The organism is Providencia sp. PROV236 (assembly GCF_033676985.1).
Classification (GTDB): domain Bacteria; phylum Pseudomonadota; class Gammaproteobacteria; order Enterobacterales; family Enterobacteriaceae; genus Providencia; species Providencia manganoxydans.
This window is the reverse complement of sequence record NZ_CP096297.1, coordinates 54006-73116: the sequence shown is the minus strand read 5'-3', so window position 1 is coordinate 73116 and position 19111 is coordinate 54006. Positions and strand designations below refer to the sequence as shown.

The window sequence follows — 19111 nt, the reverse complement described above, 5'->3', positions numbered from 1 at the left end:
ACTTCACAAAAACACTTCAATGGTAAGGAGGTGATCCAACCGCAGGTTCCCCTACGGTTACCTTGTTACGACTTCACCCCAGTCATGAATCACAAAGTGGTAAGCGCCCTCCCGAAGGTTAAGCTACCTACTTCTTTTGCAACCCACTCCCATGGTGTGACGGGCGGTGTGTACAAGGCCCGGGAACGTATTCACCGTAGCATTCTGATCTACGATTACTAGCGATTCCGACTTCATGGAGTCGAGTTGCAGACTCCAATCCGGACTACGACGTACTTTATGAGTTCCGCTTGCTCTCGCGAGGTCGCTTCTCTTTGTATACGCCATTGTAGCACGTGTGTAGCCCTACTCGTAAGGGCCATGATGACTTGACGTCATCCCCACCTTCCTCCGGTTTATCACCGGCAGTCTCCTTTGAGTTCCCGACCGAATCGCTGGCAACAAAGGATAAGGGTTGCGCTCGTTGCGGGACTTAACCCAACATTTCACAACACGAGCTGACGACAGCCATGCAGCACCTGTCTCAGAGTTCCCGAAGGCACTAAAGCATCTCTGCTAAATTCTCTGGATGTCAAGAGTAGGTAAGGTTCTTCGCGTTGCATCGAATTAAACCACATGCTCCACCGCTTGTGCGGGCCCCCGTCAATTCATTTGAGTTTTAACCTTGCGGCCGTACTCCCCAGGCGGTCGATTTAACGCGTTAGCTCCGGAAGCCACACCTCAAGGGCACAACCTCCAAATCGACATCGTTTACAGCGTGGACTACCAGGGTATCTAATCCTGTTTGCTCCCCACGCTTTCGCACCTGAGCGTCAGTCTTTGTCCAGGGGGCCGCCTTCGCCACCGGTATTCCTCCACATCTCTACGCATTTCACCGCTACACATGGAATTCTACCCCCCTCTACAAGACTCTAGCTGACCAGTCTTAGATGCCATTCCCAGGTTAAGCCCGGGGATTTCACATCTAACTTAATCAACCGCCTGCGTGCGCTTTACGCCCAGTAATTCCGATTAACGCTTGCACCCTCCGTATTACCGCGGCTGCTGGCACGGAGTTAGCCGGTGCTTCTTCTGTCGGTAACGTCAATCGTTGATGATATTAGCATCAACGCCTTCCTCCCGACTGAAAGTACTTTACAACCCTAGGGCCTTCTTCATACACGCGGCATGGCTGCATCAGGCTTGCGCCCATTGTGCAATATTCCCCACTGCTGCCTCCCGTAGGAGTCTGGGCCGTGTCTCAGTCCCAGTGTGGCTGATCATCCTCTCAGACCAGCTAGGGATCGTCGCCTAGGTGAGCCATTACCCCACCTACTAGCTAATCCCATATGGGTTCATCCGATAGCGCAAGGACCGAAGTTCCCCTGCTTTGCTCCTAAGAGATTATGCGGTATTAGCCACCGTTTCCAGTAGTTATCCCCCTCTATCGGGCAGATCCCCATACATTACTCACCCGTCCGCCGCTCGTCAGCGAGAAGCAAGCTTCCCCTGTTACCGCTCGACTTGCATGTGTTAGGCCTGCCGCCAGCGTTCAATCTGAGCCATGATCAAACTCTTCAATTAAAAGTGTTTGATGCTCAAAGAATGTTTTACTGTCGCCTGATTTCCGAAGAAACCAGATTACCTATTAGTTCATATGTATATGAATTAACGTGTTAGTCACTCTTCAAGACTTTAAAGTCAAATATTTTTTTGATAGTGTCTTGTGAGTGCCCACACAGATTGTCTGATAAATTGTTAAAGAGCGTTGCGACTTTATCTTTCGATATTAACCGTTTAGGTTGTTGTCGCGAGGTGTCGTATACTACGTTTTTCTATCAGAAAGTCAAGTAATTATTTTCAACTTTTCTTTCTTTTTTCACCTCAACTGTCATCGGGGTTATTTTTCAAACCTCACCACCGGAGCGGCTTGCCGTGTCAGTGGATGCGCATTATAGGGAGTCAGAAAATTCTGGCAACCCCTTTTTTGCATTTTCTTTTCGTTAGCGTTTTTTTTCATCAAAATGGTGAAAAATCAGCTAAGTCCAACGTGAAATTGATTATTTCAGCAGCAATTGCTCGCCTACTCACGTAATATAATCGCTTAGAGTTACGTATTGGGATTAATTATGGAATTTAGTGAGCAGCAAACTGCTTCGCAAAAAAACCTTTCTTATGTTATTGCAGAACAGCTAGGTCAATTGATACTCAAAGGCACTTATTCACCTAGTTCAATACTTCCTAATGAAGTAGAACTCGCTGATAAGTTTCAAGCTAGCCGGACAGCAATAAGAGAAGCCGTTAAAATTTTAGCGGCTAAAGGCATGTTATTAGCTCGTCCACGTATTGGAACACGAGTGATGCCTTCTTCACATTGGAACTTTTTGGATCAAGATTTGCTTAAATGGTGGATTAATAGTGGCGAGCAATCCGTTGTTATTAAGCATTTCCATATTGTACGCCTCGCGATAGAGCCTCAAGCCTGTTATCTTGCTGCTCAAAATGCTACCGATGAACAAAAGCAATCGCTGAAATTATTAGCAAATGAAATGCAATTACTCGCAAAACAATTTGATAGACAGCATTGGATTGATGTTGATCACCGTTTTCATCTCGCCATTTATGAAGCTTGCGCAAATCCATTTTTACTTTCTTTTGCGAATTTGTTCCGTTCGGTTTATCAATTTTACTTTGATGCAATAACGGAGAATGATGTGATTGAAGTTGATATCCATAAACAGCTGGCCAATGCCATAATAAAATGTAATAGCGCCAAAGCGTTCGATCTTTGCTATAAGTTATTAACCATTACAGGGAAACAAACCTAACACGATAACTTCCATGTTTGCTTTAACTTTCTATTTAATAGGTTACCGATGTTAAAAACAGCCAAAAGCATGTCAGGTCTTCCATGGATTGCGGCAATGGCATTTTTCATGCAAGCCCTTGATGCAACCATTTTGAATACGGCTCTACCTGATATCGCCAAGAGTCTTCATCACTCGCCACTCGCTATGCAGTCAGCCATAGTGAGTTATACGTTAACTGTAGCACTGTTAATACCAGTAAGTGGCTGGTTTGCAGATCGATTTGGTACACGCCGTATTTTTATTATTGCCGTTTCCTTGTTTTCATTCGGCTCTCTTTTATGTGCATTATCACCATCACTCACATTCTTAGTCACATCGCGAGTTATTCAGGGTATTGGTGGTGCAATGATGATGCCTGTTGCACGTTTAGCGTTGATCCGTGCCTATCCGCGAAGTGAATTATTACCCATTTTAAATTTTGTCACCATTCCAGGCTTAGTTGGCCCAATACTCGGCCCTCTATTAGGTGGAATATTGGTAACCTATGCAACATGGCATTGGATTTTTATTATCAATATACCAATAGGTGTATTAGGAATTTTGTACGCGTTAAAATCCATGCCTGATTTTAAAATGCCAAAACGTAAATTTGATGTCCTTGGATTTATCTTATTCGGCTTTGGTTTAGTCATGCTATCGGTGAGCTTAGATTTATTTAGTGATACTTCACTTCCTAACTATGTCCCTACATCCCTTGTTCTTGGCGGCTTTTTTTGTTTGTTCCTATATATTTTCCATGCAAGACGCATTAAGCATGCCATCATTCCATTAAATTTATTTAAAACGCGCACTTTTAGTATAGGTATCAGTGGCAATATAGCGACTCGCTTAGGAACAGGCAGTATTCCTTTTCTAATGCCACTCATGTTACAGGTTGGTTTTGGCTACGAAGCTGTTATTGCCGGTATGATGATGGCACCAATGGCGATTGGTTCGATTATTGCGAAGTCTTCGGTCACAGGTATACTCACTAAATTTGGCTATCGTAATACGTTATTTACTGTAACTGTGATTATCGGTTTTATGATAGCTCAGTTTTCCTTGCAATCACCGAGTATGTCCATTTATTTATTGGTGCTACCTTTGTTTGTGCTTGGTATGGTGATGTCGACTCAATTTACGGCCATGAATACTATCTGTTTAGCTGATTTAACCGATAATAACGCCAGTGCTGGTAATAGTATGTTGGCCGTTACTCAACAGTTATCAATCAGTTTCGGTATCGCAGTCAGTGCAGCAATATTGAGTTTTTATGAAGGCAAACCCGGTGGGAATACGGTTGATAATTTCCATTACACCTTTATCACTATTGGTGTTATTACCTTACTTTCTGCATTTGTCTTTTTATTGTTAAAGAAAAATGATGGGCAAAATCTAATAAAAAGTAAGGCTAAACAAGCAGCCGATAAAAGCTAACGATATTTAACCGATTGGCGCTCAATCAATTTGGGCGTCAATACTAAAACATTTGCAGAAGCTTCAGGGTTATCCATCCTAAAAATAAGCTGATTAACGGCTAATTTACCAAGTTCATCTTTCGGTTGATGGATTGTCGTTAATGGCGGGATCATATACGGTGATAAATCGATATCATCATAGCCAATAATTGAAATATCATCAGGGACTTTTAACCCTTGGCGAAATACCGCCTGATAGGCTCCCACTGCCATTGCATCATTACCCGCAAAAATCGCTTTTGGTGGGTTAGCAAGCTCTAACAGCTTATTCATTGACTCAAAACCACCAGCAAACTCGAAGTCACTAAAAATAATATATTCATCAGGGATAGATAGCGAAGCTTGTTTCATCGCGGCTAGAAACCCTTGAAAACGTGCTTGAGCTGGTGATTTATCTTGTGGGCCAGCGATACAAGCTATTTGAGTGAAACCCGCTTCAATCAAATAACGCGTAGCCATTTCGCCACCAAGAAAGGAGTTATCTTGAATAATATCACCACCAGATTCGAAAGGTGACCAATCCATCATCACGGTAGGTACTGATGGATAGCGTGAAAGGACTTCTTTTGATGGTCCTTGAGCCTCTGTACACATGATCAATAAGCCATCAACCCGCTTTTGTAATAAGGTTTCTAAACTGTGATTCATCCGTTGAAGATCGCCTTCTGTGTTACATAAGATCAAGCTATAACCTAATTCATAGCAACTGCGTTCTACACCACGTACCACTTCGGCATAGAAGGGATTATTACTTGTTGTCAGTAGCATCCCAATCGTATTAGTGCGATTCATTTTTAAGCTGCGGGCAAGCGCTGACGGCGCATAATTTAGCTGCTCGATTGCATTTTTTACCCGCAATGTCACGCTTTCGCTAACATAACGATTTTGATTGATGACATGAGAAACTGTGGATGTTGATACACCTGCAAGGCGCGCAACATCTTTCATTGTTGCCACAAGCTATTCCTGTTGAGTTAAAAAGGTATCAATTTCATTGCGCCATGGCACAGAAGGCTGAGCACCTGCGCGAGTTACCGCAATAGCGGCAGCTGCATGGGCAAAACGAACTGCTTGTGTGTCATTTTTTCCCTCAAGCAATGCCGTCACATAAGCCCCATTAAAGGTATCTCCAGCTGCAATAGTATCGACGGCTTTGACTTTAAATCCAGCAATAATTTTGCCTAATTTACCTTTTTCACTAAACCACACACCTCTAGCGCCTAATGTGATTATCACTTTACTAATACCTTTATCATGCAAGGCTTGAGCCGCAGCTTGAGCACCATGATCATCATTAACAGCAATACCTGTTAAATGCTCTGCTTCCGTTTCATTTGGCGTAATAATATCAACAAGTGAAAGCAATGAATCAGGAAGCGCTTGAGCAGGAGCAGGATTTAATATTACTTTAGTATTATTTTTTTGTGCAATCTCAGCGGCTAGCTGTACTGCCTCAATTGGCGATTCTAATTGCATAAGGACGGCATCAGCATCAATGATTTTTTGTTGGTAATGATTAACCCGTTCAGTTGTTAAATGTGCATTTGCACCTGCATGGATACCAATAACATTTTCACCTTGCTGATTAACAAATATTAGCGCAACACCTGTCGTTTCATTTTTAACAGCATCAATACATTCAATATGTATGCTATCTGTTTCCAGTTGTTTTTTAATATTTTGCCCAATGCTGTCGTCACCAACACAAGCAATAAATGTTATATCCGCACCACTTCGACCAGCAGCAACAGCCTGATTAGCACCTTTACCACCAAATGCAACTTGGTAATGATTTCCCCTAACAGTTTCACCGGGTTGGGGGAATTGCTCAATATTCAAAATATGATCAGCATTGATACTACCTAAAACAACAAGTTTAGCAGTGCCCATAACATCAAGTTCCTTGTATTCTTTTTTAATTCAATCAGCAGAGCAAACCGCCGTTAATTACAACGGCGGTTTTTTAAGTTTTATTTTTTTACAACCAATTCCAATTCAACAGGAACGGTTGGCTCTACTTTTTCACCTTTTAGGATCTTATCGGCAATTTGCACCCCTACAATACCGATTTGATCAGGACGTTGTGCAATAGTGGCCCCTAATTTACCGCCTTCAACTGCTTTAATACCATCATTGGTACCATCAAAACCAACCACTAATACATCATCACGACCCGCGGTTTGTAACGCTCTTAATGCCCCTAAAGCCATTTCATCATTTTGAGCAAAAACAGCCTGCACAGCAGGATGCGCTGTCAGTAGGTTTTGCATCACGTTCAAGCCTTTTGTTCTATCAAAATCAGCTGGTTGGCTTGTTAGCACATTGAATTTATGTTCTTTAGCCCCTGTATTGAAGCCTTCACCACGTTCACGTGCTGCTGAGGTACCTGTAATACCTTCTAGTTGAATAACTTTGGCATCATTACCGGTTTTTTGTGCAATAAAGTCAGCAGCCATTTTACCGCCCATGCGGTTATCAGATGCGACATGGCTAACCACTTCCCCTTTATTCGCAGCACGATCAAGTGTGATCACAGGGATTTTTGCTTTATTTGCCATAATAATGGCATTACCAACCGCATCTGAATCCGTTGGGTTAATCAACATCAGTTTAGTGCCACGAACGGTTAAATCCTGAACGTTAGCTAACTCCTTCGCTGGATTATCCTGTGAATCCAGTACAATCAATTCATAACCAAGTTTATCAGCTTCTTTTTGGGCGCTGTCTTTCATAGTTACAAAGAATGGGTTATTCAGCGTTGAAATCACTAACGCAATACTCTCTTTTGCCATTGCATTAACACTAACAGTTGCGGTTAATGCCATTACTGATAATAAGGTTGCTAACTTTTTCATTTTCATAATCAGATTCCTGTAGGGTATTATTTTTTGTTATCAACGAGTACGGCAAGCAGAATTACGACGGCTTTTACAATCATTTGATAGTTGGACGATATGCCTAATAAGTTTAGGCCATTGTTTAAGAAACCTAAGATCAGCGCACCAATTAAAGTTCCCACAATGCGGCCTTTACCACCAGCAAGACTTGTGCCCCCAAGCACAACCGCTGCAATTGCATCGAGCTCATAGCCATTTCCAGCCATCGGCTGCGCAGAAGAGAGACGAGCGACTTCAATTACACTCGCTAATGCTGCTAATAGGCCACAAAGGGAGTAAACAATAATTTTAATACGGTCAACATTGATACCGGATAAGCGAGTAGCTGATTCATTACCACCTAGGGCATAAATATAACGACCTAAACGAGTGTGGTGTAATAAATACCATGCTGCGGCAAAGACAATGATCATCAGCCAAATTGGCGTTGGAATACCTAATGGACGGCCAATACCAAACCAACCAAATAAATCGGCATTATCACTAAATCCTGTATTGATTGGGCTACCATCCGTATAAACCCGAGTAACACCACGCAGTAATAACATCATCACCAAAGTGGCAATGAAAGCTTGTACCTTACCTTTTGCAACGATCACCCCTGTACATGCCCCAATTGCAGCACCAAGCGCAAGTGCACCAGCGACAGCAACAAAAGCATTAACATCCGCTCCAACCATTGAAGCAGCAACAGCACCTGTTAATGCCAGTAATGATCCAACCGATAAGTCGATCCCTGAAGTCAAAATAACCAATGTCATACCAACTGCCATGATCGCATTGACTGAAGTCTGCTGTAGGATATTAAACAGGTTATTAAGGGTAAAAAAATTGGGGCTAAGTGATGAAACAACGGCAATTAACACTAATAAAGCAATAAGCGATTTTTGCTCCATTAACCATTCTTTGCTGAACCAGCGTTTTGATGTTGTGTTATTCGATGTCATGCTGATAACTCCTGAGCTGATCCGTAACTTTTCCCAACAGCCGCTGCCATGAGAACTTCTTGTGTCGCTTGTTTCGCTGAAAATTCACCACTGATATGCCCTTCGTGCATAACAAGAATGCGGTCACTCATTCCTATCACTTCTGGCATTTCAGAAGAGACTAAAATGATACTCAGACCTTCTTTCTTAAACTGGTTAATTAACTGATAGATTTCTTTTTTTGCGCCAACATCCACGCCACGTGTTGGCTCATCTAAAATCAACACTTTAGGTCTGGTCATCAAACCTCTAGCAATAGCCACTTTTTGCTGATTACCACCTGATAAGTTGCCGATGATTTGATCCATAGATGGTGTTTTAATATTAAATAAACGGATAAAATCGCCGACAGTTTGCTGTTCTTCTTTATGATTAAGATTTCCACCAGCACGGCTAAAATAACGTAATGCAGTTAAAGACATATTTTCTTTTACTGACATACCAAGCACTAGACCATCACGTTTACGATCTTCAGAGATATAAACAATGCCGTTATTTAATCCGTCTTGAGGGGTTTTTAAGGAAAGCGTTTTACCTTCTAGGCGTATATCACCTGATTTTTTGGGTGAGGCACCATAGATAATCTTCATTAGTTCAGTGCGCCCAGCCCCCATAAGTCCTGAAACGCCTAAAATCTCACCACTACGTAGAGAGAAATTGGCATGTTCTACACCTACGCCTGATAAATTTTCAACTTGTAAACGCATTTCACCAACAGGAATATCAATGCGTGGATATTGGTCTTCTAATTTACGACCAACCATCATTTCAATTAATGTTTCTTCTTCTAATTCATTCACTGATTTCTCACCAATGAATTGCCCATCCCTGAAAACCGTCACATCATCACAAATTTCAAAGATCTCTTTTAAACGATGAGAGATATAAACAATGCCACGACCTTGTGTTTTAAGTTCTTCAATAACACGGAATAATGAAGCGGTTTCAGTATCCGTTAATGCATCCGTTGGCTCATCCATAATAATAACTTGGGATTCAAAGCTTAATACTTTCGCTATCTCAACCATTTGCTGCTCACCAATAGAGAGTTCAGCGATCAGCTGGTGGCTGTCATAATCAAGATTAAGGCGTTTTAGGAGCTTATCGGACTCACTAAACATCGTTTTCCAATCAATTTTGCCAAATCTATTCACAAATTCACGGCCGAGAAAAATATTTTCAGCAATGGTGAGTTCAGGAATTAGATTCAGTTCTTGATGGATGATACCAATACCAGCTTCTTGTGAATGCTTAGGGCCATGGAAGACTACTTCTTTGCCTAAATAACGGATAGCGCCGGCATCTTTACTGTAGATCCCTGTTAATACTTTCATCATGGTGGATTTACCCGCACCATTTTCCCCAACAAGAGCCATCACTTTCCCAGGATAAACTTTAAGAGCGGCTCCATTTAGCGCTTTTACACCCGGAAAAGATTTATCAATACCGATAAGTTCTAATAAAGGTTGCATATACACCTCAGAAAGTGACACCAGAACAGAGAATTACATTGGCAAAAGGTGAACATTCCCCTGTTCTAATAACAGCTTTACTGTCGCGTGTTAGCTGTTTAAAGCTTTCATGGCTACAATATTCCACCTCTATAGCTTTTCCTTGAGTTAGCTCTAACGCTTTTAAATGTGTCAATATTGCCTGTTCCATCTGAGGATTAATGGTCGTAATTTCCCCTGCCAAAATCACTTTTTCTATCTGCATTTCCTGCGTTACCACATTCAATACAGACATAAAATCAGGTAAACCATGGGTGACTGCTAGATCTATTCGCTCAACTTGCTGAGGGATAGGCAGCCCAGCATCAGCAATAGTGATATGGTCTGTATGGCCTAACTTAGCAATCACTGACGTAATATTAGAATTAAGCAATATACCTTTCTTCATTGTTCCCGCCATTTCCTTGTTAGCGAAACGTTTCGCTAAACTTAATCATAGATAAAAAATTGAACAACTCAATCTTATTACGCAAGATTTGTGATCGTTATCGAAACGTTTCGTTGACAAAAAAAAGTACTAAAAAAATGAATGTATTGAATTAATTAAGGCTGAATCGTTTTTGTGATTAAATATAATATTGATAATTAGAAGTACAGCTAAGCATTCAATACGTGAGTTGCTTGAAATATAGATAAATATGCAACTAGAACGAGTAAATGAAGCCAGCAATGCTGTGATTTGAAATATAACGAACATATTAGCAATCAAAGAAAAATGACAAAATACGTTGCACTATTTGTCTTAAGATCGCTAACCTAGGGAATATATTGCCTAAGTAATAATTAAAAGCATCAAGGAAAAAACATGCAGCTAGCGGAACGAATTGCCCAACTTAGCAACTATCTTGAAAGTGGCTTATATGAACGCCAACATGCGATCCGTTTATGCCTACTTGCAACGTTAAGTGGAGAAAGCGTTTTTCTTTTAGGGCCCCCAGGTATCGCTAAAAGCTTAATTGCACGCCGCATGAAGTATGCATTCCGTCATGCTAATGCATTTGAATATTTAATGACCCGATTTTCCACACCGGAAGAGATCTTTGGTCCTCTCTCTATTCAAGCCTTAAAAGATGAAGGTCGCTATCAACGCCTAACAAAAGGTTATTTACCTGATGCTGAAGTCGTATTTCTAGATGAAATTTGGAAAGCAGGCCCTGCTATATTAAATACCTTACTGACAGCAATAAATGAGCGCAAATTTCGTAATGGCGATGGTGAAAGTAATATCCCGATGCGATTACTCGTCACCGCTTCTAATGAATTACCCGACGCAGATAATAGCTTAGAAGCTCTATTCGATAGAATGTTAATACGTATTTGGCTGGATAAAGTCCAAGAAAAACAAAATTTTCGTGCGCTATTAACCAGTAAATCATTACCAGATGATTCGTTAGTACCTGAACATTTAAAAATCAGCGATGATGAATATTATGAATGGCAGCAACAGATCCCCCAAATTACGCTGCCCGATCACTGTTTTGAGTTGATTTATCAGCTACGTCAACAATTAGACGCAACCGATAAACAACTCTATGTTTCCGACCGACGTTGGAAAAAAGCGATTTATTTGCTACAAGCCAGTGCCTTTTTTAATGGCAGGAATACCATTTCACCTCTCGATATTATCCTGCTAAAAGATTGTTTATGGCATGACATGCAATCAATGAATGCATTACCTCAATTACTAAAATCAATTCTGGAAGAGGATGGATGGCAGCAAAGAAAATTATCACGTGAAATGGAGATGCTCTATCAAGAATGGACATCATCAACTCAAGATCAAAACAACCAGAATGCTTTTAAAGTCAATAAAAGCACACCTATGTTTGCTCGACGTCCAACCTATACATTACCTGAAGATATTCAAGAAGGTCGCTTAACACTGTTTTTACACAAACCATTACAGCTGCATGATATGAAAGTGACCTTTATTACCACTGACAAAAAGCTGTTAACCCAATTTTTAACTAAAGGAACAACACTCTCAGCTCACCTAAATGGGATTGGCTTTGCACAAGAAATTGCTGCTGAAATTAATAATTTGAATCAAATACAATTACTTGATGTTAGCCATCAAACCTCAACGCTCTATTTACAGCAGTCAGCAACCCGTGTAGATAAAACTGACAACACTGTTTGGTTAGAAAAGCTTGATAAAATCCAACAAGATATCCAGTCAGCACGATATCAATTTGAAAAACAGCAACCTAATCTGTTTATAGAATCCTATTGGCTAGCAGGTATAGAAGGAAGCTTTATTAAACTTTCAGAAAAGCTGTCACAGTTACGTAATCAAATAACTGGCAAAGTGGCGGACAATAATGCTTAGTTTAGCCACGCTAGACTTATTGCTCTCAGTAAATGAAAGCCAACTAATAGAAGAGATTATTATATCTCTTCTCGCTACACCTCAATTAGCCGTTTTCTTTGAAAAACATCCGAGATTAAAAAAAGCATTGTTAAAAGATTTGTCTGAATGGAAAAAGGATCTCAAACAAAAGTTACAAGATGCGTTAGTTCCTGCTCAATTAACCGAAGAATTTCAGCTTTACCAACAATCCTTGGGTCAACCAACGACATTATTTTTTGAACAATTGCCCTCGCTAATTGAAAAGTTAGAGAAAATTGATTCGCCTTTTTATGCAGAGGCAAGCAAATTAAGTTCAGGAAAAATAGATAATCGTAGCGCTAGACAAAGCTTATTTATTCAGCGTTGGCGAATTAGCTTAATTTTACAAGTCACCACCTTACATAAAGAATTATTAGAGCAAGAAAAAGAGCAATTATTGGCTGAATTGCAACGCCGGTTGGCTTTAAGCGGCAACTTAGAAGAGATTTTAGGCGAAAACGAAAGAGCCGCAGGGCGATTATGGGATTTAAGTAAAGGACTCAATACCACTTCTGCTTATAACGATAAATTATTAAATCGTTATAGTGAGTTTTTACGCCAGCAGCCTGAATTAGAAAAAATTGCACAATTACTCGGTCGAAGCCAATCCGCCCGCTCATTACCTGAAGATAGCGTCCTTTTGGAACCGGTCACTATTATGGAAAAAGTCCCAGAAACTGTTCCTGAGCAAGTTGATGGTATAGGACAAAGTGACGATATCTTGCGATTGTTACCCACTGAGCTAGCAATGCTAGGGATAGAAGAAATCGAATTGGAGTTCTATCGTAAGTTACTGGAAAAACAACTCCTTACTTATCGTTTACAAGGAGAGAGTTGGCAAGAAAGGCATGTGCTACGCCCTGTCACTCATCATCAAGATGAAGAGCAACCAAGAGGCCCTTTTATTGTTTGTATAGATACATCAGGGTCAATGGGAGGATTGAATGAACGTTGTGCAAAAGCATTTTGCCTTGCTTTGATGAAGATTGCGCTAGCGGATAATCGTTCTTGCCACGTTATGTTATTTTCCACTGAAATTGTTCACTATGATCTACTCTCAGTGGATGGATTAGAGCAATGTATGCGCTTTTTACATAAAACATTTCGTGGAGGTACTGATTTAGCGGCTTGCCTTCAAGAAACAGTGAAAAGATTAGAGTCCCCTTCGTGGGCAGATGCTGATGCAGTGGTAATTTCTGATTTTGTTTCTCAACGTTTACCAGATGAGTTAGTTCAGAAAATAAAATCGCTACAAAAGGTAGGAAAATACCGCTTCCATGCGGTATCAGTCTCAAATTATGGGAAGCCCGGAATCATGAAAATATTTGATCATATCTGGCGCTTCGATACCGGGTTAAAAAGTAGATTACTGCGCCGTTTCAGTCGCTAGAGATTAAAGCATACCTGCAACTGATTCACGCATCTCAGGTGACCAAACACCACACTGAACCTGACCAATGTGCTGACGTTGTAGGAGAAGCATCACTAAACGTGATTGGCCAATTCCACCGCCGATAGTTTGAGGCATTTTGCCTTGAACCAATGCTTGGTGCCAATCTAGCTCCATACGTTTCTCATCACCTGTTAACCCTAACTGGCGAGTCAAGCATTCAGGGCTAACACGGATCCCCATTGAAGAAATTTCAAATGCATCTTGTAAAACAGGGTTCCACACAATGATATCGCCGTTCAAGCCTTTAAAGCCTTCTTCGTTTTCAGTAGTCCAGTCATCGTAATCAGGAGCACGTACATCATGTGCTTCGCCACTAGAAAGTTTACCGCCGATACCGATCAGGAAAACAGCCCCTAATTCTTTAGCAATCGCACGCTCACGGCCTTTCGCATCTAAATCAGGGTAACGTTGTAACAGCTCTTCACTGTGGATAAAGTGAATTTGTTCTGGCAGGAACGGTGCCAGTCCAAATTCAGTACTAATAGCGGCTTCTGTTTGTTTTATTGCCTGATAGATTTTACCCACTGTCTGCTTCAGATAAGGAAGTGTACGCTCCTCATCTGCCATCACTTTTTCCCAATCCCATTGATCGACATAGACGGAATGGATTGGTGTTAAGCGATCTTCGTCCGGACGTAACGCTTTCATATGTGTATACAGTCCTTGGCCTTGTTTAAAATCGAAACGACCTAATGTTTTACGTTTCCATTTAGCCAAAGAGTGAACCACTTCAAAGGTTGCATCAGGAATTGATTTCACTTTCACTTGAACGGCTTTTTCATGACCTGATAAGTTGTCCTGAGTACCATCACCTAAACGACTCAGGATAGGTCCTTGAACTTCAATTAAGCCAAGCTCTTTTTCAAGCAAACGTGAGAAATAAGATTTAACAAAGCTGATTTGCTGTTGTTGTTCGATAAATGATTTGTCCATTGTGTTCACCCATAATTTGTTAGCTATGTTAGCCGATGTGTAGATTAAGCAACAAAATGGGGTATAAATTCAATATGCATCATTAAAAAAACACTTTATCGTTTATTTTATTAAAAAAAATAGGTATAAAAATAACAAATCGTTAAAATAGAGGGTTAATAATGCCTGAAAATTATCAAATCGATAATCTCGATCGTGACATACTTCACGAGTTAATGAAAAATGCACGAACCGCTTACGCCGAATTAGCGAAAAAATTCTCTGTTAGCCCAGGAACAATTCACGTTCGTGTTGAAAAAATGAAGCAAGCAGGGATCATTACCGGAACTCGCATTGATATCAGCCCGAAACAACTCGGCTTTGATGTCTGCTGTTTTATTGGCATTATTTTAAAAAGTGCCAAAGACTATCACACAGCGCTCAAAAAATTGGATGCTTTAGAAGAAGTGGTTGAGGTGTATTACACAACAGGCCAATACAGTATTTTTATCAAAGTAATGTGTCGATCGATCGATTCCCTTCAAGATGTACTTATCAACAAAATTCAAACGATTGATGAAATTCAATCCACAGAAACGCTAATCTCGCTACAGAACCCGATCATGAGAACGATTAGCCCTTAAAAAAAAATTTATATAACCACATTATCCACAGGTAGATCCCAGCTCATTCACAGCGTACAATAGCGCCTTAATATTGCTATTGGGAATCACCATGACAAAAGTAACCCTAATAAGTGGCAGCACAATGGGTAGTGCTGAATATGTTGCAGAGCATATGGCAGAGATCTTAGAAGAACTTGGCTATGAAACCGATGTGCAACATGGTCCTGATTTAGATTCACTACCTAATGAAGGCTTATGGCTGGTGGTGAGCTCTACTCATGGTGCAGGTGATCTCCCTGAAAGTATTCAGTCTTTCGCTGAAGAAATAGAAGCTCAATCACCTGATCTTAGCAATGTTCAATTTGGATCTGTTGGTATTGGCAGTTCGGAATACGACACCTTCTGTGGTGCGATCCATAAATTGAATGCTTTATTACAAGATCATGGTGCTAAAAAGATCGGAGAAACACTTGAAATTGATGTACAGCAGCATGAAATCCCCGAGGATCCAGCAGGGGAATGGGTTAAAATTTGGGCAAACGAACTCTGATTTGCTTAAAATAGCATCGATCGACTGTGGATAACTCTGGTAAGATCACGGTATTAACCCGTAGTTATCCATAGTATAAGTTTTAGGACATCCGTTGCCTGTGCATAAGTACCCTTTTTGATCCCAGCTTATACGCAAAAGGATCACGGATCATTCACAGTATATGATCCTTTACACTTTGATGATCTTTAAAGTGAATATTCAGTTATCCACAGATATCGATGATCCTAATAAAAGATCTAATAAAGAGATCTTTAAATAAAAAGATCTTTATATTATAAGGCACGGATCAACTGGGCTTGGTCTATCCTTAAAACTTGAGTAGAATTCCTCTCCTCAAATGCGACACTCAGCATTTTTCTAACGTTAAGGTTCACACATGTTTTATCCAGAGCAATTTGACGTCATCGTAATTGGTGGTGGTCATGCCGGCACAGAAGCAGCAATGGCAGCTGCACGTATGGGGCGTCAAACCCTATTACTGACTCACAATATTGATACATTGGGCCAGATGTCTTGCAACCCAGCCATCGGTGGGATCGGTAAGGGGCATCTGGTAAAAGAAATTGATGCACTTGGCGGCTTAATGGCAATCGCCACTGATAAAGCAGGGATCCAATTTAGAACCCTCAATGCCAGTAAAGGGCCTGCTGTTCGTGCAACTCGAGCACAAGCAGACCGTGTTCTTTATCGCCAAGCAGTTAGAACAGCTTTAGAAAATCAGCCTAACTTAATGATTTTTCAACAACCAGTTGAAGACTTAATTGTTGAGAACAATGTAGTCACAGGTGCTATAACCCGTATGGGTTTGAAATTTAAAGCTAAAGCAGTGGTATTAACCGTAGGGACTTTCCTTGACGGTAAAATCCATATTGGTTTAGAAAATTACAGTGGTGGCCGAGCTGGTGATCCACCTTCGATTTCTCTGTCTCAACGTTTAAGAGAATTACCGTTACGAGTTAATCGTTTAAAAACAGGAACACCACCACGTATTGATGCACGTACTATCGATTTTAGTCAATTAGGTCAGCAACTGGGTGATGACCCAATGCCAGTGTTTTCTTTTTTGGGATCTCAAGATCAACATCCACAGCAAATGCCATGCTATATCACGCATACTAATGAAAAAACACATGATGTGATCAGAAATAACTTAGATCGCAGCCCAATGTATGCGGGGATCATTGAAGGGATCGGCCCACGTTATTGCCCTTCGATCGAAGATAAAGTCATGCGTTTTGCTGATCGTGACACTCATCAGATCTTCTTAGAGCCTGAAGGGTTAACCAGTAATGAAATATATCCAAATGGTATATCCACCAGCTTACCATTTGATGTACAAATGCAAATTGTTCACTCCATGAAAGGAATGGAGAATGCTCGGATCGTTCGTCCAGGTTATGCGATCGAGTATGATTTCTTTGACCCTAGAGATCTAAAACAAACGCTAGAAAGCAAATTTATCAATGGACTATTCTTTGCTGGTCAAATTAACGGTACTACAGGGTACGAAGAAGCAGGTGCTCAAGGTTTATTAGCAGGTTTAAATGCTGCTCAATATGCATTTGATTTAGAAGGTTGGTTCCCACGTCGCGATCAAGCCTACATGGGGGTATTAGTCGATGATCTTTGTACTTTAGGTACAAAAGAACCTTACCGTATGTTCACCTCCCGTGCAGAATATCGTTTAATGCTACGTGAAGACAATGCCGATCTCCGCTTAACAGAAAAAGGTCGTGAACTAGGACTGGTTGATGATGTTCGCTGGGCTCATTTTAATCATAAAGTTGAGTTGATTGAAAAAGAACGCCAACGCTTAAAAGATATTTGGGTTCACCCTAAAGCAGAAGGGCATGATGAAATTGACCAAATATTGTCAGTTCCTTTGTCTAAGGAAGCAAATGGGGAAGATTTATTGCGTCGCCCTGAGATGGATTACCAAACACTAATATCGCTCAGTCGTTTTGCTCCTGGTATTACCGATCCTCAAGCTGCCGATCAAGTAGAAATCCAAGTCAAATATGAAGGTTATATCGCTCGTCAGCAAGAAGAGATCGAGCGTCAATTACGCAATGAAAATACGTTACTGCCTGTTGACCTTGATTATAAGCAAGTGAAAGGTTTATCGAATGAAGTTATGGCTAAATTGAATGATCATAAACCAACATCGATTGGCCAAGCATCTCGAATTTCAGGGATCACACCAGCGGCTATTTCTATTTTGCTTGTCTGGTTGAAAAAACAAGGTATGTTGCGTAGGAGCGCTTAACGATGAGTTTATTAGTACAACTAACTCGTTTAGCAAAACAAGCTAGTATTGAACTGACAGAGAAGCAATTACAACAACTTGTCGGATATGTTGAACTATTAGATAAGTGGAACAAAGCTTATAATTTGACATCAGTTCGTGACCCTCAACAAATGTTGATCCGCCATATTATGGATAGCATAGTGGTGAACGGTCAGCTCAAGGGAACATCATTTATTGATGTTGGTACAGGGCCTGGGTTACCTGGAGTCCCACTTGCTATTGTGCGCCCTGATTCACATTTTGTTTTATTAGATAGCTTAGGTAAACGAATTCGCTTTCTGAAGCAAGTGCAACATGAACTAGGGCTAACTAACATAGAACCGATTCAATCACGTGTTGAAGAATACCAACCCGATATCGGTTTTGATGGTGTGATCAGCCGTGCATTTGCTTCTTTGAGTGACATGTTGAATTGGTGCCACCATCTCCCTAGCTCTTCAGGAAAATTCTACGCCTTGAAAGGTGTGGTACGTGAAGAAGAGTTAGCGGAGTTACCTGATGGTTTCTTAGTTGACTCTGTCACTGAATTGAAAGTACCTGAACTTGATGAGCAACGTCATTTAGTCATTTTATCCTTAAAATAAAGTTGCTTTGTATCAATAAAATTTTATCTTTTAGAGCTTTAGCAGTCGCATTTACAATGTTACTGCTATTTTTATTTTCAGCTCTATTTTATCAATTCGGATTTTACGTGATATTTACACGGTAATAACGAATAACTATCAAAAATAAACATTTGGAACTAAAAAATATCTCTAAATGGATATTTAGGATAAAACACAACTGTGCTTCTAATGATTAATAATGAAATATTTGATTTATTAAATCTTTTTTTTGATTAAAAATTATCGCTTTTAATTATTTGATTTACTGCTCAAATATTTTTTTTGTGTATAGCAAAGCGAAGAGCTGCAAATAAAGAACGGAATAATTATTGTGATATTAGTCACAAAAAAATGTTTGTGCATGTCGAGTCATTAACTATTTATTAATTATTATTGCGACATTTCTGCGCTATCTCGAAAAAATTAAATATTTATTCACCTTTTCGCTACTTACTGATTGAATTCATTTCGCCTGCCCGTATAATTTGCTCGTTTTTGTCTCTTGACACATTTAAGCAAAGGCAGTTTTATACAACACTTAGCGTTTCTGAGGCTGAGAACAGCT

Annotated in this window: 15 protein-coding genes and 1 rRNA gene; 8 read left to right on the top strand and 8 right to left on the bottom strand. The window is 40.4% G+C overall.

Annotated elements, in window-relative coordinates; genetic code table 11:
* Positions 1-23: 23 nt before the first annotated feature.
* Positions 24-1563, bottom strand: a 16S ribosomal RNA gene (locus tag M1E96_RS00300).
* A gap of 545 nt (positions 1564-2108) precedes the next feature.
* Here M1E96_RS00300 and M1E96_RS00295 point away from each other — a divergent pair.
* Both M1E96_RS00295 and mdtD read left to right on the top strand, forming a co-directional pair.
* Positions 2109-2807 (top strand): FadR/GntR family transcriptional regulator, encoded by a 699-nt coding sequence (locus M1E96_RS00295; protein ID WP_070929795.1) that lies wholly within the window; start codon positions 2109-2111, stop codon positions 2805-2807.
* A gap of 48 nt (positions 2808-2855) precedes the next feature.
* Positions 2856-4265: a multidrug transporter subunit MdtD gene (gene mdtD, locus M1E96_RS00290; protein ID WP_369427322.1), complete on the top strand. Its 1410-nt coding sequence runs from the start codon at positions 2856-2858 to the stop codon at positions 4263-4265.
* Here mdtD and rbsR read toward each other — a convergent pair.
* The 6 genes from rbsR to rbsD form a co-directional block, all read right to left on the bottom strand.
* The gene (gene rbsR / locus M1E96_RS00285) at positions 4262-5263 is read right to left on the bottom strand and encodes a ribose operon transcriptional repressor RbsR (protein WP_175442587.1); all 1002 of its coding nucleotides are present in this window, start codon (positions 5261-5263) and stop codon (positions 4262-4264) included. The genes mdtD and rbsR overlap by 4 nt on opposite strands.
* A gap of 3 nt (positions 5264-5266) precedes the next feature.
* Positions 5267-6196 carry a ribokinase gene (gene rbsK, locus M1E96_RS00280; RefSeq protein ID WP_140187342.1) on the bottom strand — a complete coding sequence of 310 codons (930 nt, stop codon included), beginning with the start codon at positions 6194-6196 and terminating at the stop codon, positions 5267-5269.
* A gap of 80 nt (positions 6197-6276) precedes the next feature.
* The gene (rbsB, locus tag M1E96_RS00275; RefSeq protein ID WP_369427321.1) at positions 6277-7167 is read right to left on the bottom strand and encodes a ribose ABC transporter substrate-binding protein RbsB; all 891 of its coding nucleotides are present in this window, start codon (positions 7165-7167) and stop codon (positions 6277-6279) included.
* Between the two features lie 20 nt (positions 7168-7187).
* Positions 7188-8150: a ribose ABC transporter permease gene (rbsC, locus tag M1E96_RS00270; RefSeq protein WP_070929798.1), complete on the bottom strand. Its 963-nt coding sequence runs from the start codon at positions 8148-8150 to the stop codon at positions 7188-7190.
* Positions 8147-9661 carry a ribose ABC transporter ATP-binding protein RbsA gene (gene rbsA / locus M1E96_RS00265; RefSeq protein WP_319068243.1) on the bottom strand — a complete coding sequence of 505 codons (1515 nt, stop codon included), beginning with the start codon at positions 9659-9661 and terminating at the stop codon, positions 8147-8149. The genes rbsC and rbsA overlap by 4 nt, the downstream gene beginning before the upstream one ends.
* Positions 9662-9668: 7 nt before the next feature.
* A complete protein-coding gene (gene rbsD / locus M1E96_RS00260) occupies positions 9669-10088 on the bottom strand; it encodes a D-ribose pyranase (protein ID WP_070929799.1) in 420 nt (139 codons plus the stop codon).
* 417 nt (positions 10089-10505) lie between these two features.
* Here rbsD and ravA point away from each other — a divergent pair, with 417 nt between their 5' ends.
* Both ravA and viaA read left to right on the top strand, forming a co-directional pair.
* The gene (ravA, locus tag M1E96_RS00255; RefSeq protein WP_140179975.1) at positions 10506-12029 is read left to right on the top strand and encodes an ATPase RavA; all 1524 of its coding nucleotides are present in this window, start codon (positions 10506-10508) and stop codon (positions 12027-12029) included.
* Positions 12022-13479 carry an ATPase RavA stimulator ViaA gene (viaA, locus tag M1E96_RS00250; RefSeq protein WP_272580856.1) on the top strand — a complete coding sequence of 486 codons (1458 nt, stop codon included), beginning with the start codon at positions 12022-12024 and terminating at the stop codon, positions 13477-13479. The genes ravA and viaA overlap by 8 nt, the downstream gene beginning before the upstream one ends.
* A 3-nt stretch (positions 13480-13482) precedes the next feature.
* Here viaA and asnA read toward each other — a convergent pair whose 3' ends face one another.
* Positions 13483-14475 (bottom strand): aspartate--ammonia ligase, encoded by a 993-nt coding sequence (gene asnA / locus M1E96_RS00245; protein ID WP_140179971.1) that lies wholly within the window; start codon positions 14473-14475, stop codon positions 13483-13485.
* Positions 14476-14636: 161 nt separating this feature from the next.
* Here asnA and asnC point away from each other — a divergent pair, with 161 nt between their 5' ends.
* From asnC to rsmG, 4 genes are all read left to right on the top strand, one after another.
* The gene (gene asnC, locus M1E96_RS00240) at positions 14637-15098 is read left to right on the top strand and encodes a transcriptional regulator AsnC (protein ID WP_070929802.1); all 462 of its coding nucleotides are present in this window, start codon (positions 14637-14639) and stop codon (positions 15096-15098) included.
* 91 nt (positions 15099-15189) lie between these two features.
* The gene (gene mioC / locus M1E96_RS00235; protein WP_272580854.1) at positions 15190-15630 is read left to right on the top strand and encodes an FMN-binding protein MioC; all 441 of its coding nucleotides are present in this window, start codon (positions 15190-15192) and stop codon (positions 15628-15630) included.
* A 379-nt stretch (positions 15631-16009) separates the two neighbouring features.
* A complete protein-coding gene (gene mnmG, locus M1E96_RS00230; protein ID WP_070929804.1) occupies positions 16010-17899 on the top strand; it encodes a tRNA uridine-5-carboxymethylaminomethyl(34) synthesis enzyme MnmG in 1890 nt (629 codons plus the stop codon).
* 2 nt (positions 17900-17901) lie between these two features.
* A complete protein-coding gene (gene rsmG, locus M1E96_RS00225) occupies positions 17902-18525 on the top strand; it encodes a 16S rRNA (guanine(527)-N(7))-methyltransferase RsmG (RefSeq protein ID WP_140179967.1) in 624 nt (207 codons plus the stop codon).
* The last annotated feature ends 586 nt before the right edge of the window (positions 18526-19111 follow it).

Bases quoted from the DNA above. Each gene is read 5' to 3' on its own strand.
- viaA (WP_272580856.1), top strand. From the start codon at position 12,022: ATGCTTAGTTTAGCCACGCTAGACTTATTGCTCTCAGTAAATGAAAGC.
- M1E96_RS00295 (WP_070929795.1), top strand. From the start codon at position 2,109: ATGGAATTTAGTGAGCAGCAAACTGCTTCGCAAAAAAACCTTTCTTAT.
- asnC (WP_070929802.1), top strand. From the start codon at position 14,637: ATGCCTGAAAATTATCAAATCGATAATCTCGATCGTGACATACTTCAC.
- mdtD (WP_369427322.1), top strand. From the start codon at position 2,856: ATGTTAAAAACAGCCAAAAGCATGTCAGGTCTTCCATGGATTGCGGCA.
- rbsB (WP_369427321.1), bottom strand. From the start codon at position 7,167: ATGAAAATGAAAAAGTTAGCAACCTTATTATCAGTAATGGCATTAACC.
- rbsA (WP_319068243.1), bottom strand. From the start codon at position 9,661: ATGCAACCTTTATTAGAACTTATCGGTATTGATAAATCTTTTCCGGGT.
- rbsC (WP_070929798.1), bottom strand. From the start codon at position 8,150: ATGACATCGAATAACACAACATCAAAACGCTGGTTCAGCAAAGAATGG.
- asnA (WP_140179971.1), bottom strand. From the start codon at position 14,475: ATGGACAAATCATTTATCGAACAACAACAGCAAATCAGCTTTGTTAAA.
- mnmG (WP_070929804.1), top strand. From the start codon at position 16,010: ATGTTTTATCCAGAGCAATTTGACGTCATCGTAATTGGTGGTGGTCAT.
- rbsK (WP_140187342.1), bottom strand. From the start codon at position 6,196: ATGGGCACTGCTAAACTTGTTGTTTTAGGTAGTATCAATGCTGATCAT.
- ravA (WP_140179975.1), top strand. From the start codon at position 10,506: ATGCAGCTAGCGGAACGAATTGCCCAACTTAGCAACTATCTTGAAAGT.
- rsmG (WP_140179967.1), top strand. From the start codon at position 17,902: ATGAGTTTATTAGTACAACTAACTCGTTTAGCAAAACAAGCTAGTATT.
- rbsD (WP_070929799.1), bottom strand. From the start codon at position 10,088: ATGAAGAAAGGTATATTGCTTAATTCTAATATTACGTCAGTGATTGCT.
- mioC (WP_272580854.1), top strand. From the start codon at position 15,190: ATGACAAAAGTAACCCTAATAAGTGGCAGCACAATGGGTAGTGCTGAA.